This window comes from Spirosoma litoris (assembly GCF_054776755.1).
Genome location: NZ_BAAHBI010000042.1, coordinates 171,206 through 186,445, shown reverse-complemented (window position 1 = coordinate 186,445; position 15,240 = coordinate 171,206). Strand labels below are relative to the sequence as shown.

Sequence of the window (15,240 nt, the reverse complement as noted above, 5' to 3'; positions counted from 1 at the left end):
TGTGAAGGTTGACGTTGTCTAGATTAGCTGTTTTGTATCCTCACAGAACGAGGATAAAGTTTTACCCTACAACCGATCTGCCAGCAATGTCAGCCACGCTTCTTTTGTCTTATTTTCAGCGAGTAGCTGTTTGGCGCGAAGGTGCAGCAAATCAGGTAAATACTGACAGCCGTTTCGGGCTTCGTCGATTAACTCGTTCAATACACCTGAAGTCCGAAAGGCGTGTACTTCTTCGCGTGTGGGCATCGCTAGAAAGCTCCCTAATTTCCCCAGATCATTTCCCGTTAAAATCGCGCTATTGCGAATGGCGGACGGAATCTGGTCGATTCCCATACCCATTTGGGGTCGACTAACTGTAAAGAGCGCATCGGCATTTGCCCGACTGTACCAATCGCCACCAAGCCGACCCACTAAATCGACGCTTGCCTGATCAATGCCGCCGGTCTCGTTGAAAATTGTTTCCTGAAAATGCGCCAGCACAACTTCGCAGATAACCAAATAGCCCGTTCCGGGCGAATCGGCGGCTGATTGGGGATTTGTATTGATAATTTGCCTGACAACACATTCATACGCAGCAGGCGATTCGGCAACTCTTGGCGGACGAACCCGCTCAGACGGGATGGCTGTAAATCCCGCCTTCTCGAACTCGTTGACATCTCGTTCAAATTCAGCGCTAGCCAACGAAGCCTGTTCAACCATGGCGTAATTCACGATATTGATCACCACTTCACCCACTTCTTCCAGATTGAGCAGCGTATGTTTTTTGTGACCATGCCGATTAACGGTCGGGGCAAAAATGAGCGTGGACGGATTATAACCGAAGAGATTAAAGAAGCTAAATGGACTTAGGTTAACATTTCCTTTGGCATCTATTGTACTCGCAAACGCAATTGGGCGCGGGCCAATGGTGCTAATCATGTAGCGATAGAACTCATTGGGCTTTAAGTTAGTAGGGTTGACGGTTATCATGAATAAATCGTTCCGGTTACGTCGCCCAAATCTACGCGAACGCCGTTCAAAAAGCCCCAGCCGCGTAGAGTTATTGTGTCGCCGTTGGCCAAAAATGTTCGGGTTATGGTTTCTGACAGATGTAGCGGCCGTTCACCATTCCAGCTTAGTTCAAGCAGTGACCCATAGCTGCCCGGTGTATTGCCCGAAATGGTACCAGTTGCCAATACATCGCCAATATTCAGGTTGCAACCACCAACGGTATGATGCGCAATCATCTGGGCGAAATTCCAATACAAATACTGGGTATTAGAGCGACAGATACAGATTTTCTCCCCGTCAGCGGGCTGAAACCAAACTTCCAGTTCAAGGCTAAAGTGTTTTTCACCAGTGGTTTGTAAATAGGGTAGGGGTGTTGGGTCCTGCTTAGTTCCAGCTACGCGAAAAGGTTCCAGTTCATCAAACGGCAAGACCCAGGCCGATAGGCTCGAAGCAAAATTTTTGCCCAGAAAGGGCCCTAATGGCTGGTACTCCCATCGCTGAATATCGCGTGCCGACCAGTCGTTAAATAGCGCAACTCCGAAAATATAGTCTTCGGCTTCTGCTACAGAAATCGATTCGCCAAGCGAATTACTCTTGCCAATAATCAGCCCTAACTCAAGCTCAAAATCCAATGCTTCCGATGGGCCAAATACAGGCTTGCCCTCGTGCAAAAACTGGCCTTTGGGTCGGCGGATAGGTGTTCCTGAGACAACGATTGACGATGCCCGACCGTGATAAGCAACGGGCAATTGTTTGTAGTTTGGCAAAAGCGGGTCGCTTGTGGGGCGAAACATGCGCCCTACGTTTTCGGCGTGATGAACGCCTGCGTAAAAATCCGTATAGTCGCCAATGCGCACGGGCAAGTGCATCTGCACGCGTGATTCGTGGATGAAAATCTGGTCATGAACATCCGAAAAAGCGGGTGTACCGCTGCTTAATAACTCATTAAGTCGCTGACGGATAGCTCGGTGTGCTGGTTTGCCTAAGGCGATAAAATCGTTTAGTACCGGTTGGGCAAATACGGTAGGATCAATTTTAAGATCATTGAAATAACCCAACAGGGCAACTACCTCGAGATCGAGAATGTAGTCGCCCTGTTTTAGGCCCACACGCGGGCTGGCAATGTCGTAACTGAAGATGCCGTACATGGTGTAAAAGACTGAAAGAGCGAAAGAATGAAAGAGCGGAAAAGTTGACGCAATTTTCCGCTCTTTCATTCTTTCACTCTTGACTAATATTCGTATAAATCGAATCCATAATCCGCACAAAGTGCTGGTAGTCTTCCTCGCTTAAATCACCCCAGCCTTTCCGTCGCATCGCCGATACTACGGGCAGAACCTCGCTGTATTTGGCTTCGCCGGCTTCGGTTAGATAAACCAGAAACTTGCGCCGATCGGTATCCGCCATGCGCCGTTCGGTTAGCCCTTTTTGACTGAGCAGGTCAATAATACGGGTTACGGTTGGCGCATCCTTAGTCGTCATTTCCGAAATCGTATTCTGACTGATGCCGGGATTTCGATAAAGGTGATCAATTATAACCCACTGATCAACAGTTAAATCAAAGCCAGCATCGGTAAATTGCTTTTGTAGGGCATTTCGAATTTTCTTGATTGTGGTGTCAATCTTGAAGAAATAGGCACGCGAATCGGATGGGTGCGTCACAGTTTAATGGATAATGATTATTAGGCCTAAATGGATATGTAAGTAGTTCAAAATTATTCATTATTCATCATACATTATTAATGATTAGCAGTTCTTCCAGTGTGGCTTCAATCTGAGGCACGGATTGATAGAGCTGCTCATACGACTCAATGACGAAATACTGCTCCTGAAAATGGTCAATTATATAGGGCGTCTTCAGAAGCGTTTGCACATCATAAGGTACGCGCCTGGGTTCGGTGCTGAACAAACTATACGTTGTTTCACCAACCGACGATAAGATGCCACCCCCATAAATACGCAGTTCATTACTTTCCCGAATCAGCCCAAACTCAACTGTGTACCAATACAGCCGCGAAATCATAGCAATAGCTTCTTCACTCTCGATATGGTGCAGGGCAATCTGACTCAACGCTTCCAGAAAGTCGCAAAAAGCCTGATTCGACAACATCGGAACGTGCCCGAACGTATCATGGAACATGTCGGGTTCGGGCAGGTACTCCAGTTGGTCGCGTTGACGGAGCCAGGTCGTAGCCGGAAAACACCGATTTGCCATCAGCTCGAAGAACTCCCGATTTGGAATTAAGCCTTCTACACCGCATACTCGCCAGTCCGTTAAAGCCTGTAACCGTGGGTTCAAATCCTGCTCAAAATCAGGAATGCGATCAGCCCGGAAACCCGTTGCCGAAATGCCGTCCAGATACGCCTGGCTAGCTTTCCCCGGCAATTGTGCCATCTGCCGTTCGAATAATAATCGCCAAACAGCCTGTTCGTCAGGGGTGTATGTGTATGTCTGGTTCATGATTAATTAGTGAATGATAGATTAATTGAATGATTGAATAGGCTCATATGCAACCTATTCAATCATTCAATTAATCTATCATTCAAAATTTAAAGTGTTCCCCTTAATGCCTGCTCTCGCTCGATGGCTTCGAACAGGGCTTTGAAGTTGCCTTTCCCGAACGATTTGGCTCCTTTGCGCTGGATGATCTCGAAGAATAGGGTTGGGCGTGGGCAGATCGGTTTTGTGAAAATCTGGAGCAGATAGCCTTCATCATCGCGATCGGCCAGAATGCCGAGAGGACGTAGCGTCGCTATTTCTTCATCAATCTGACCGATTCGATCTGCCAGATCATCGTAATAAGCATCAGGAACGGTCAGAAACTCAACACCACGGTCGCGCAGAGTCAGTACAGTTTCGACAATGTTATCGGTAGCCACGGCAATATGCTGAATACCGGGACCTCCATAAAAATCCAGATACTCTTCAATCTGTGACTTCTTTTTGCCTTCGGCGGGTTCGTTGATCGGGAATTTTACCCGCCCGTTGCCGTTGCTCATGACCTTGCTCATCAGGGCCGTATACTCTGTTGAAATATCTTTATCATCGAACGAAACCAGTTGCTGAAAGCCCATCACATCGTGGTAGAAGTCCATCCAATGGTTCATTTCGTGCCAGCCTACATTGCCCACCATATGGTCGACGTAGTTAAGCCCGGCATCGCTTGGTTGATAAGCTGGTGTCCAGGGTTCATAACCGGGCAGGAAAACACCATCGTAGTTATTTCGCTCAACAAATACATGAAGTGTATCGCCATAAGCATGAATACCTGAACGGATTACATAGCCGTGACTGTCCTGACAACGAGTAGGTTCCATATAAACCCTGGCTCCCCGACGCACGGTTTCGTCAAATGCATGAGTCGCATTATCAACCCATAACGCAACTACCCGAACACCATCACCGTGTCGATCTATGTGGTGCCCGATCTCACTTTCGCCATAAAGCGGAGATGTCAGAACAAGCCGGATTTTCCCCTGCTGGACCACATACGATTCGCGGTCGCGTGTACCTGTTGCCAAACCCGCATGAGCTACAGGTTGGAAACCGAAAGCTGTCTGGAAATAATGCGCCGATTGTCGGGCGTTGCCCACGTACAACTCAATATAATCCGTACCGTTGAGAGGCAGAAAATCGGCTGTTGTTTTTGGTTCTACTAGTTCGAGCGTTTCCATTGTTTGTTGATGTTTTGGGTAGTGTGGACCTCTGGTCCGCATAGTTAATCATTCAGTTGAAAATCAGTAGTCTGTAACTGTGCGGACCAGAGGTCCGCGTTACTCCACCCACGATTTATAATACGTTCCGTCATCGAGTTGAACGGCCTGTTCTGTTAGCATGAGTGGCCGAAACGTATCGACCATGACCGCGTATTCCTGCGTTTCTTTTTTGCCAATACTGCGTTCCATCGCACCCGGCGCCGGGCCGTGTGGAATACCGCCAGGGTGTAGCGTAATGTGCCCCTGAGCTATGTCGTTGCGACTCATGAAATCGCCATCTACGTAATAAATGACCTCGTCGGAATCAATATTTGAATGATTGTAAGGGGCAGGAATAGCCAGTGGGTGATAGTCATACAGGCGTGGTGCAAACGAGCAAACCACGAACGAATCTGTCTGAAAAGTTTGATGGACTGGCGGTGGCTGATGCACTCGTCCCGTAATCGGTTCGAAGTTGAAAATGGAGAATCCGTACGGATAATTGTAACCATCCCAACCGACAACATCGAACGGATGCGATGCGTAGACCAGTGCATGTAACGACCCCTGTTTCTTTATTTTTAGCAGGAAATCGCCGGTTTCATCGTATGTTTCCAAATTGCCTGGACGAATAATGTCACGTTCGCAAAAGGGCGCATGTTCGAGCAATTGACCGAATTGGTTGCGGTACCGTTTAGGCGTGTAAATCGGCGAATGCGACTCCACATAGAGCAGTCGCGGTTGGTCGCCACCATTATCGTCGGTATCGAAGTCAATCTGATAAATCACCCCGCGTGGAATAACCAGGTAATCGCCGTATTGAAAGGGTAGCGTACCAAACAAGGTTCGCAGTTTTCCCGATCCCCGATGGACAAACAGTAACTCGTCGGCATCGGCGTTTTTATAGAAATAAGTTGTCAGCGATTGGCGGGGTGCTGCTAGTCCAAAAATCAAGTCGTTATTAACGAGTAGCGGAACCCGACTTTCTAAAAAATCATCATTGGGCGCAATGTTAAAACCGATGAGCTTGCGTGCCAGCATATTTTTTTGGACAGCCAATTTGGGCGTCATATCCACACTTTCTAACACCTCGCGCACCATCGTTGGACGATGAGTATGGTACAGCAATGACGACATACCTTCGAAGCCAATTGTCCCGAACAATTGCTCATAGTAGAACGCGTCCTTATGACTCTGCCCGTTCACTACAAGGCCGTTCGGCTTCGTAAACTGCGTATGTCGCTTAGATGGAATCTGGCCGAGAGTATGATAGAAAGGCATGACCTTATTTTATTGTTAAGACAATTATTGTTTGGCGTACAATTATAACGACAACTACATGAAATAGTATATTGTTTAGAAAAAATTTTATTAAAATGTGTTATATGCTATAAAATGGTATCGTAATCCAGTCTAATGGGCTGGTTAACTTAGATAATGTATAATGCGTTATGGAGCTGTAAGGATTTTGCTATACATACTGGCCTGGAAATAAATACAGCCGATAAGGCTATCGAGAATAGATAAATCCACGATAACCGTATCGGCTGTTGATAGGGTAAAGCAAACTTGTTTATGGACAGATTATGGCTATAAATGAGCCCTCAATGTAGTTGTCACCAACCTGGCCACCAATAAGTTTACCTTCAATTGTAGTGGCCGTCACTTTTGTTATTTGGACCATGCATCCGAAAAAAGAGGTTGTTGAACCTTGTCCATCCCAGAAGTAAGGTCCCTCACCCCAATAGGTTCCAACGGCTAATGTAGAAATGTTAAATTCAATTGGTGGTATTGTGAAGTCACTGCAAGCAACATTCTTATTGTAGAATTGAATGTTATAGGTTTTTCCCGTGAATATGTCTTTTTTACACAAAATTTTTGTCGGGATAAACGCTTTTTGATAAAGTGTAGCTTGAACTGGCTGATCCTTTATCGTAGTGACCCAAGCCCTATAGTCGACTTTTGTGCCATTTTCGGCAGTGACCGTATACGTAAGAAGATGATCCTGAAAATTCTGTGCTACACCTGATTTTGGAGATATAATTGCCTTATCAGACACTATAATTGTTGGTGTCAGACTTGTTAGATCAGTACCTGTTGGTACAACAGCGACAACGGTCTTATTTGTAGTATCAATACTTGCTACTACAGCAGGTGATAAACTGTTGAAAATAAAGCTTCTGACAAATTTAGAGGAACTCTTGGGGAGATTAACTTGAACTGTGTACGATTGACGTTCACCATTCTCGGCAGTAACCGTGTAAACGATAGATTTACTAAAATCCTGTACTACTCCTGAAGCAGGAGAAACTGTAGCTCTGTTAGATATAGTAATGGTTGGAGTTAGTTTTGTTAAGTCAGTACCTGGAGCTACAGTTGCTGTAATAACCCGATTTACACTATCTATAGCCGCCTTTATACTAGGTACGAGGCCAGGAAAGGTAAAACTGATAATACTCTTGGCCGAACTTTTCAACACCGTAATTTGGGCTGTATAAACGCGGGTTGTGCCATCTTCGGCAGAAACTGTATAGGAAACAGGCTTGCTAAAATCCTGGGCTACACCCGAGGCCGGTGTTATCGTTGCTTTAGACGATAGACTGATAGTTGGGGCTAACTTACTAATGTCGGTTCCGATTGGTAAAGTAGCTGTAATAGTTTGCTGAGTACTATCCAGTGATGCATTGACAATAGGAGACAAAGTATTAAATGAAAAAGAACGAATGCTCTTTGCCGAGCTTCTAACTGGTTCTGGGTCCTTTTTAGAACAGGAAACAATAAAAAATAGCACCAAGAAATATAGGTAAGATTTTATAGGCATACAATAACTTGATTGGAATTAGTGATATGTGTGGACGATAGAAATACTTGTTAGTAACTTTAATTGCTAGAATAAACCTTTTATTTAGTACCTAGGCGATATGAACAGCTTGCTTATCCGCTTTATAGGGCTTGTCTATTTGTTAAAATGGGATTTTATGAATTGACAAAGCAAATAAACGTACTACTAGGTACCTTTTGATAGGTAGCCGCCAAGCTTTTACCTAATTTTGACCTGTCTAAACATTATTGTCTAACAATTGAAATGCAACCTACGCTTTTGATTCTGGCAGCCGGTATGGGCAGCCGTTATGGTGGTATCAAGCAGCTCGACCAGTTTGGGCCAAATGGTGAAACCATTATAGATTATTCACTTTTCGACGCAATTCGGGCTGGCTTCGGCAAGGTTGTGTTTATTATCCGTGAGGAACTTCGGTCCGATTTTGAGGAGGTTTTTGGTAAAAAACTAGCTGGTAAAATTGAGGTTGATTATGCTATTCAGGCACTTAACTCGTACGTTCCGTCAGAATTAGGCGCAGTGAATCGCACCAAACCCTGGGGTACAGGTCATGCCATGTTGTGTGCTAAAAACCATACGAGCACACCCTTTGCAGTTATCAATGCCGATGACTTTTACGGTCTGGAAGCGTTTCAATTGATCAGCGATTTTCTGACAACCGATACGGACGATCAACTGCATGCGATGGTTGGTTACGAGGTAAAAAATACCCTCTCCGAAAATGGCTCGGTATCTCGGGGTGTATGCGAAGTGGCCGAAAACGGAAATCTGATCTCGGTAATCGAGCGGACTAAAATCTATGAGATGGATTCGAATGGTAAAAAGATTGTCTTTGAAGAAGGCGAGTCGTTAACTCCCTTATCGCCAGATACACCCGTTTCGATGAATTTCTGGGGATTCAAGCCAAGTGTGTTTCCATTAGTACTTCATCAGTTTGAAAGCTACGCCATTGCCAATATCGACTCGCCCAAAGCTGAGTTTTATATTCCAACGGTAATGACAAATCTGATTGAAACCGATACGGGACATTGCAAAGTGTTCCGTAGCCGTTCGGAATGGTTCGGTGTGACTTACCCAGACGATAAGCCAACCGTACAGGCTGCTTTGAAACAGTTGCACGATAATGGCGCTTATCCAGATAAATTGTGGTAAGCTGATGGCGCGAGGCTCTTGCCTTGTGCCATCAAGCAAAAACGAATAAGGCCGCTTTGTCAATCTGACAAAGCGGCCTTATTCGTTACATTTTATGGGTTGTCTATTTTTCGTTGGAATTACTTCTTCGTTACCCGAACGGCAATCCGGCGATTCTCTGCCCGGCCCGCTTCGGTATCGTTTGACGCCACAGGATGTTCGGGTCCGTACCCTTCAGCGGCAAGCCGTGATTTATCGATTCCCAGTTGCACCAGTTCGGCCATAACCACGTCGGCCCGTTCCTGCGAGAGTTTTTTGTTCAGGGTAGCGCTGCCCGTATTGTCTGTATAGCCGCCAATCTTGATGTTAACTTCAGGGAACGCTTTTAGAATCTCAGCAATGTTTTTCACTTCGTCTTTCGAGTCGGGCTTCAGACTCGCTTTACCAGTTTCGAACAACAATCGGCCGAAATTGAACCAGGTTGTTTTGTCAACAGGCTTGCTCTTATCTTCGATAAACTTTACGAGTTGATTCTCAATGCCGTTTTCCGGAATGTTCAGTTCAACACCCGATGGCAGTTTTCGTTTGAAGAAAGCCCCCAATTTGGCGGTCACATCTGCGGCAGCATTGCCCGCCGAATCAACGGCCGCTTCCAGATCGTTACCTGCCGAATCAGCCATAGTACTCATATCTGAGACAGTGCTATCGACGGTAGCAGTAACACCCTCGGCTGCCCCTGTAACGACTTCTTTTTCGTTCCCACAACCACGCAGGATGTAGAACAGAGCCGCTGCACCCAATACTAGCAACAGCCACGGCAACCAGCGCTTGCCACCACCTGACGAATTATCATCATCTTCGGAATAAGCAGGTGTGACTGGTTTGATCACGCGTGTAGCTGGTTCATTCATTGTCGATGCCAGGTTGCTCGTTTTGCCGAACAAATCACCTGGCACTCCCAGTCCTGGAATCGTACTGAGTAACGTGCCTAAGCCTGATGGCAGCGCAGACTGGACGTTTGTTAATTGGCCTCCAAGCAAACCAGCTAGTCCCGAAACACCTATACCGTCGTCGCTTAATTTTTTCCCCAGGACACTAAGAAGTACCGGAGCCGCTATATCCATCAAGGATGAAGCGGATACTGTTTTAAGGCCGCTATAGGAAGCAATCGATCCCGCAATGCTGCCTACTTTATCGCCAAATAAACGTTTGATAATGCTGGCACCCATCGTTAACAGACCGCTGGATTGATGACTGCTGGCTAACAGATTGCTTAGCTGGCCAGCAATACCACCAATTGGCGCAATTATCCCTCCCGATGCCTGATTGGGCGACATAACTTCGCCGACCAAATCCATGATTAAGCTTGCTCCGCCGGGTTCAGATGATTTCTGAATCAGGCTACCCAGGATTGTGGGCAATGCGCCGTCAAAGGCTTTCTGGGTATTATTCGGGCTTTCACCAAGCATATGACTAACCTGGCTCACGACACTGTCGCTGAGGTAACTTTTTGCTAAATCCAACAGATTTTCTGCCATGTTACTAGCTGGTTTTTAAGGTTTGGTTTACCGTTGATAGACGAAAAATATCGCTCCTTTTGTACATTATCAGGCAGATAGTAACTGCCTTTTGGTTGCGACAAGGGATTAGACGGGGTAAGTTTTTTTCGTCACCTCAGCGGCTGGAATTTCCATTATTTGCGGTCTGAATTGCAGGCATAAAAAAATCCCCGTTGTTGTTTAGAGTTTAAACGGACAACGGGGATTTACTCTTGATGCACGCTTGACCTAGCTGGTGCGTTCCGGGAATTTCTCAACAATTCGCTCGGCTTCTTTTTGTAATTGAGCGGCAATCCGTGCGGGATCACCAACGGCATTTTGGACAGAGCCTCGCCATACTAGCTTACGCGTACGAGCATCAACCATATCGACAACCAATGTGCCCGCCTTATACTGTTGCTGGGTGTATTGCGTGCCGCCCCAGCCCCACCAACCGGGTCCCCAACCTCGGTAACCCCAACGTCCCCAGCCTAAGTAGGGGCCGTAAACAGGTGAAGGAGTTGCCACTGTCTGTGTTTTATTCTCGACAAAGAAGTGATAGCCAATTAACAGGTCGGGGTTGTTCGCGTTTTCCTGCAATCCTTTCGCCTGTAAAACACTGGCCATCGTATTTTCGACATTTTCAGTAGCTAACTGATTATAATACAATGGATTTTGGCCTGCCTTGACGTCACTATCCATCCAGGTGAATGTTTTGTATTTGCTGAAGTCAGTCCGGCTGCTACTGTCGACGGCTACACGGGGCGAACAAGCGTATATAGCGGTCAGTAGGCCGAAAATCATTAATAAGCGTTTCATAACGTTCGTTGTTTAGTTTTAACCTACTTAACGAATAGGGTTATGAAAAGTTTGCTTTTAATGAGGCAGACTTACTGAAGAACCGGGTGTTTTTTGTGCCAGTCTGTAGCGTCCTGATACGCTTTGGCAACAGCTAACACTTTACCTTCTTCGAACAATTGTCCCATAAAGGTGATGCTGGTTGGTAAGTTTTGTTTGTTAAATCCGTTGGGTAAAACGACGCAGGGATGGCCCGTGAGGTTTGTTAAGGTCAGATTGCTACCTGAGTACACGGGTGATACATACACGTCAATTTTAGCCGCTTTCAATTGGGCCGCCATTTCATTGATGAGTTTGGTACGAGCCCGGTTCGCCTGAATATATTCTACCGCTGGTACAAATCGTGCGGAGCGGAACGAGTTCGGCCAGGCACCTTTTCCTTGTCGAACCATCAGGTCGTCGCGCCCTGAACGGGTCAACTCATCGAAGGCTGCCGCTGCTTCAACCGTGAGTAGAAACGAAATCCGGCCGGGAGGTACACTCGTTGGTAAATCGAACGGAACCAACTCGGCTCCCAGCGTACGGAGTGTTTGCAGGGTTAGTGAATCATTGGCGCGATTTGGGTAGTTGTTTTCAAAGGCCTTTTTCACGTAACCGATTCGTGTTCCTTTCAACGATGCAAGTGGTGCGTAGCGAAACGGAGCTGCTAGTATGGTTGGGTCGTTACCGTCGGGGCCATAAATGGCATTGAAAACCAAAGCGCAATCCTCAACTGAACGCGTAATCGGCCCAATTTTGTCCATACTCCAACTCAGTGCCATAGCACCATGCCGACTTACCCGCCCGAATGTTGGCCGAAGGCCAGTTGTGCCACAAACGGTAGATGGCGAAACAATAGAACCAAGCGTTTCGGTACCAATAGCGAAGGGAAGCAACCCAGCCGATACACTTGAAGCCGACCCAGCCGATGAACCGCTGGAGCCGTTGTTTGTATTCCATGGATTACGCGTCATGCCACCATACCAGACATCGCCCATTGCCAAAGCCCCCAATGTCATTTTGCCACATAATACAGCGCCTGCTTTTTCGAGTCGTTGAATAACGGTAGCGTCGAGGTCCAATGTCTGATCTTTATAGGGCATAGCGCCCCAGGTTGTCTTATAGCCTTTTTTAGCGAGGAGATCTTTGGCACCGTAAGGAATACCATGTAACGGTCCCCGGTATTTACCCGCTTTCAGTTCTTCGTCGGCTCGTTTTGCCTGACTAAGTGCTAAGTCTTCGGTTAACGTGATGACACAGTGTAATTTCGGATCGTACGTTTTAAGCCGACTTAGGAAGAACTTCGTCAGTTCGACAGATGAAATCTGTTTCGTTCGGATCAATTGACCCAACTGGCCAACAGTATAAAAAGCCAGTTCATCACGGTTAGCGGGCAAGGTGACTTTCCCCGGAGCCGATTCTTTAAAGGAGGAAGACCCCGTAGGCATTGTAAAGCCTGCCGGAAGTGGATTGAAATAGAGAGCTGGTGCAATGTTGTTAGGTAAGTCGATTTTGCGTAACGCTTCGTAGTTCTGGCGGGTGTTGTTTAGGTTACCGAGCATGGAATCGCGTTCGGCAGGGGTAAACTCCAGGTCAAATACACGCGATGCTACCTCAACCATTTCGGAGGTCAGCGGTTTTTTGGGGTCATCGTTGGTAATAAACGCACCAAACAGGAAGCTACCGATGCAGCAGCCAAAGAGGAGTAATCGTTGTTTCATTCGATTGGGCTATTGATGAGTGATAGCCCAAATTACAGCGATAGCTGCATTATTTTTCCCATTGCTGCAAAAAATCCTCGTGTAATTGGACAATCTGCGGTAGTAACAATTGACTTTCGTCGTTATCGAGAACATAATCGGCCAATTTGAGTCGTTCTTCATCGCTTACCTGACGGGCAATGATGTTCCGAATTTCGGCTTCAGAGCGGTGGGGGTCGCGTTTATGAATGCGCTCAATACGCAGGGCAACAGGAGCCTGCACAACGATGACCTTATCGAGCGTGTTATGGTCGCCAGCCGCTTTCATGATTGCGGCCTCCTTAATTACATAAGGCTTTCCTTGTTGCTGATACACCCAGGCAGCCGTGTCGGCAAATACGCGGGGGTGGATAACCCCATTGAGTGTTGCTAAGAGTTCAGGGTTGGCAAAGACTTGTGAAGCCACCCAGGCCCTGTTGTAATGGCCTGCTGCATCGTAGGCGCTTGAACCGAGTATTCGTTTAATATCGGCCTTCAGGATTGGGTCATGTTCAGTGAGCCATTTGGCGCGTTCATCGGCTTCATAAACAGGGGCACCTAGTGATTGAAAGACCTGGCAAACAACACTTTTACCCGAGCCAATTCCGCCCGTTACACCAATTTGAAGGGGAGCTTTCATAAGGTGAAAGAGTGAAAGAGTGAAAGAGTGAAAGAGTGAAAGAGTGAAAGAGTGAGAAACCTTCCAGCTAACTCAGTCTTTCGCTCATTCACTCTTTCACTCTTTCGCCAGTTTGTGGTGGAGACAATAACTCACCTACTTCAAAGCTAACCGCTACGCGATCGGCACTAGTGTGCAGGAGCGGATGACGCAGGTGATTGAGTGGAATTTCGTCGTCGTAATTATCGGCAATACGCTTGCGAGGAATTTTCACGAGTAGCGTATCGGGTAGGCCGCGCACTAGCCTTGCCGGACCATCAATCTGGATGCTATGGGGTGTCAGATTGATGACACTGGTCACCACAAAGCGGGGGGCCATATTAATGTGGAGACTATCGGCTTTTAACTGAATCGTTTTGGTCAATCGTCGATCGAAGTGAATGTCGAGTTTATCAGCAATAACGTAATTGACGTGTAGCTTTTTGATGTGTTCAGCCAGTGCTGCTGTTAAAGACGATGTGTTGATTGCAGATGTCTGAAGTGGGTTTCGAACAACATAGGTTACCGGGTCGATTCGAAAGGGCATCCAGGCATGACGGAGCAATCCCCAGCCATCGCTCGATACATTTACCCGGACCGTTTTAGGTAATTCCGTAGTGGGAATGAACAACGAGTCATCATAGGCAAAACGCAGCGGATAGTCGATATTCAGCGTATAGCCCGGTTTGTTGAGCGCATTCAGAATCCAGAATAACGTGGCTGCTACCAGACACAACAGAGCCTTCGTGGGTTGAAACGAATGGACGTTTTGAGGGTGAGAGTTCACGAAGGTGGGCGATGCTATAGGTTGATTAATGGAAATAGGTGGAATCAGTGGAAGAGTGACCAATTGGACTTACTTCACTTACTCCACCTATTTTACTTATTGATCAAAATTATTTCTTGTCGTCTTCGGCTGGCTTAACTGTTGCCTCGCGCGAAACCGATGTTTTTTCGAATACCATTTTAACTCCCCGGTCTACTTCCAGGGTAACGGTTGTACCATCGACAGAGGCAATTTTGCCATGCAACCCACCGATTGTAACAACGTTGTCCCCTTTTTTGAGGTTGTCGACAAAGTTCTTCTGATCCTTCTGCTTTTTCTGCTGCGGACGAATCATAAAGAAGTAAAAAATGCCAATAATGCCCACCCAAAGCAGCACATTATAAATCATGGATGTGTTAGAACCGGCTAAACCCTGTAATAAAATTGAATACATATAAATTTTGTTAAAAATCGTTTAATGTTTCAGGTTTCAAGCCAAAACCTGAAACATTAAACCTGAAACAAACTATGAGTTTTTGGTCGAATCAGCTTTCGGATTCACCATCGCTTTAAAGTGAAGGTCAGTCATGGCTGGTTCTGTATTGGCAAAGATGGTGATGGTTTTGCTCTGTTCACCACTTTTTCCGCGACTATTAAAGCGCACCCGTACCGACGATTTCGCGCCGGGAGCTACTGGCTCGTGTGGCCAATCGGGGGTAGTGCAACCACAGGAAGCGGTAATGTTATTGATGATTAGAGGAAATTCGCCAGTGTTTGTAAACGCAAACGTGTGCTCAACTGTATCGCCTTCGGTTAGTGTGCCAAAATCATAAATACCTTTTTCGGCAAATGTGATTTTGGGCATCTTTCCAGAAGCCACCTCTTTCGATTCTTTTCCTTGTTGACGATTATCGCAGCTAATCTGCCCAAAGCCAATGGTAGCTAAGGCTGTTATGAGTAGCCAATTTCTGAGATGCATTTTCAATGTACGGTTTACAGTTTATGGCTTACAGTTGATTGACACGTTAGCTATTCTCGCGTCAGCC

At 46.5% G+C, this 15,240-nt stretch carries 15 protein-coding genes; 1 reads left to right on the top strand and 14 read right to left on the bottom strand.

Annotated features, from left to right (window positions below; translation table 11 throughout):
* Window positions 1-66 precede the first annotated feature (66 nt).
* From ACYVGR_RS25790 to ACYVGR_RS25760, 7 genes are all read right to left on the bottom strand, one after another.
* The gene (locus ACYVGR_RS25790) at window positions 67-969 is read right to left on the bottom strand and encodes a flavin reductase family protein (RefSeq protein ID WP_460962210.1); all 903 of its coding nucleotides are present in this window, start codon (window positions 967-969) and stop codon (window positions 67-69) included.
* Complete coding sequence (fahA, locus tag ACYVGR_RS25785; protein ID WP_460962208.1) at window positions 966-2,138, bottom strand: fumarylacetoacetase; 1,173 nt, start codon at window positions 2,136-2,138, stop codon at window positions 966-968. Before fahA ends, ACYVGR_RS25790 begins: the two co-directional genes overlap by 4 nt.
* A 73-nt stretch (window positions 2,139-2,211) precedes the next feature.
* Window positions 2,212-2,652 (bottom strand): MarR family winged helix-turn-helix transcriptional regulator, encoded by a 441-nt coding sequence (locus ACYVGR_RS25780; protein ID WP_460962206.1) that lies wholly within the window; start codon window positions 2,650-2,652, stop codon window positions 2,212-2,214.
* 67 nt (window positions 2,653-2,719) lie between these two features.
* Window positions 2,720-3,451, bottom strand: coding sequence for a phenylalanine 4-monooxygenase (locus tag ACYVGR_RS25775; RefSeq protein ID WP_460962204.1), 732 nt, complete (start codon window positions 3,449-3,451; stop codon window positions 2,720-2,722).
* Window positions 3,452-3,540: 89 nt separating this feature from the next.
* Window positions 3,541-4,665, bottom strand: a complete 1,125-nt coding sequence (gene hppD, locus ACYVGR_RS25770; RefSeq protein ID WP_460962202.1) for a 4-hydroxyphenylpyruvate dioxygenase — start codon at window positions 4,663-4,665, stop codon at window positions 3,541-3,543.
* 99 nt (window positions 4,666-4,764) lie between these two features.
* Window positions 4,765-5,967, bottom strand: a complete 1,203-nt coding sequence (locus tag ACYVGR_RS25765) for a homogentisate 1,2-dioxygenase (RefSeq protein WP_460962200.1) — start codon at window positions 5,965-5,967, stop codon at window positions 4,765-4,767.
* A gap of 292 nt (window positions 5,968-6,259) precedes the next feature.
* Window positions 6,260-7,507, bottom strand: coding sequence for a DUF5018 domain-containing protein (locus ACYVGR_RS25760; protein ID WP_460962198.1), 1,248 nt, complete (start codon window positions 7,505-7,507; stop codon window positions 6,260-6,262).
* Window positions 7,508-7,771: 264 nt separating this feature from the next.
* Between ACYVGR_RS25760 and ACYVGR_RS25755 the strand changes: the two genes are divergently transcribed.
* Window positions 7,772-8,677 carry a nucleotidyltransferase family protein gene (locus tag ACYVGR_RS25755; RefSeq protein ID WP_460962196.1) on the top strand — a complete coding sequence of 302 codons (906 nt, stop codon included), beginning with the start codon at window positions 7,772-7,774 and terminating at the stop codon, window positions 8,675-8,677.
* Between the two features lie 119 nt (window positions 8,678-8,796).
* On the opposite strand, the gene ACYVGR_RS25750 is transcribed toward ACYVGR_RS25755, so the two are convergent.
* From ACYVGR_RS25750 to ACYVGR_RS25720, 7 genes are all read right to left on the bottom strand, one after another.
* Window positions 8,797-10,194 (bottom strand): DUF937 domain-containing protein, encoded by a 1,398-nt coding sequence (locus ACYVGR_RS25750; RefSeq protein ID WP_460962194.1) that lies wholly within the window; start codon window positions 10,192-10,194, stop codon window positions 8,797-8,799.
* 249 nt (window positions 10,195-10,443) lie between these two features.
* Window positions 10,444-11,013, bottom strand: coding sequence for a DUF4136 domain-containing protein (locus ACYVGR_RS25745; protein ID WP_460962192.1), 570 nt, complete (start codon window positions 11,011-11,013; stop codon window positions 10,444-10,446).
* A 71-nt stretch (window positions 11,014-11,084) separates the two neighbouring features.
* Entirely contained in the window at window positions 11,085-12,752 is a 1,668-nt protein-coding gene (locus tag ACYVGR_RS25740; protein ID WP_460962190.1) for an amidase, read from the bottom strand.
* A gap of 49 nt (window positions 12,753-12,801) precedes the next feature.
* Window positions 12,802-13,410, bottom strand: coding sequence for a dephospho-CoA kinase (gene coaE / locus ACYVGR_RS25735; RefSeq protein ID WP_460962187.1), 609 nt, complete (start codon window positions 13,408-13,410; stop codon window positions 12,802-12,804).
* Between the two features lie 88 nt (window positions 13,411-13,498).
* Complete coding sequence (locus tag ACYVGR_RS25730; protein WP_460962186.1) at window positions 13,499-14,215, bottom strand: YbbR-like domain-containing protein; 717 nt, start codon at window positions 14,213-14,215, stop codon at window positions 13,499-13,501.
* Window positions 14,216-14,324: 109 nt separating this feature from the next.
* Window positions 14,325-14,648 carry a preprotein translocase subunit YajC gene (gene yajC / locus ACYVGR_RS25725; RefSeq protein WP_460962184.1) on the bottom strand — a complete coding sequence of 108 codons (324 nt, stop codon included), beginning with the start codon at window positions 14,646-14,648 and terminating at the stop codon, window positions 14,325-14,327.
* A gap of 72 nt (window positions 14,649-14,720) precedes the next feature.
* The gene (locus ACYVGR_RS25720; protein ID WP_460962182.1) at window positions 14,721-15,173 is read right to left on the bottom strand and encodes a DUF1573 domain-containing protein; all 453 of its coding nucleotides are present in this window, start codon (window positions 15,171-15,173) and stop codon (window positions 14,721-14,723) included.
* Between the last annotated feature and the right edge of the window lie 67 nt (window positions 15,174-15,240).

Coding starts and splice junctions, on each gene's coding strand:
- ACYVGR_RS25740 (WP_460962190.1), bottom strand. CDS start 12,752: ATGAAACAACGATTACTCCTCTTTGGCTGCTGCATCGGTAGCTTCCTG.
- ACYVGR_RS25720 (WP_460962182.1), bottom strand. CDS start 15,173: ATGCATCTCAGAAATTGGCTACTCATAACAGCCTTAGCTACCATTGGC.
- ACYVGR_RS25760 (WP_460962198.1), bottom strand. CDS start 7,507: ATGCCTATAAAATCTTACCTATATTTCTTGGTGCTATTTTTTATTGTT.
- fahA (WP_460962208.1), bottom strand. CDS start 2,138: ATGTACGGCATCTTCAGTTACGACATTGCCAGCCCGCGTGTGGGCCTA.
- hppD (WP_460962202.1), bottom strand. CDS start 4,665: ATGGAAACGCTCGAACTAGTAGAACCAAAAACAACAGCCGATTTTCTG.
- ACYVGR_RS25775 (WP_460962204.1), bottom strand. CDS start 3,451: ATGAACCAGACATACACATACACCCCTGACGAACAGGCTGTTTGGCGA.
- ACYVGR_RS25745 (WP_460962192.1), bottom strand. CDS start 11,013: ATGAAACGCTTATTAATGATTTTCGGCCTACTGACCGCTATATACGCT.
- ACYVGR_RS25755 (WP_460962196.1), top strand. CDS start 7,772: ATGCAACCTACGCTTTTGATTCTGGCAGCCGGTATGGGCAGCCGTTAT.
- ACYVGR_RS25790 (WP_460962210.1), bottom strand. CDS start 969: ATGATAACCGTCAACCCTACTAACTTAAAGCCCAATGAGTTCTATCGC.
- ACYVGR_RS25750 (WP_460962194.1), bottom strand. CDS start 10,194: ATGGCAGAAAATCTGTTGGATTTAGCAAAAAGTTACCTCAGCGACAGT.
- coaE (WP_460962187.1), bottom strand. CDS start 13,410: ATGAAAGCTCCCCTTCAAATTGGTGTAACGGGCGGAATTGGCTCGGGT.
- yajC (WP_460962184.1), bottom strand. CDS start 14,648: ATGTATTCAATTTTATTACAGGGTTTAGCCGGTTCTAACACATCCATG.
- ACYVGR_RS25765 (WP_460962200.1), bottom strand. CDS start 5,967: ATGCCTTTCTATCATACTCTCGGCCAGATTCCATCTAAGCGACATACG.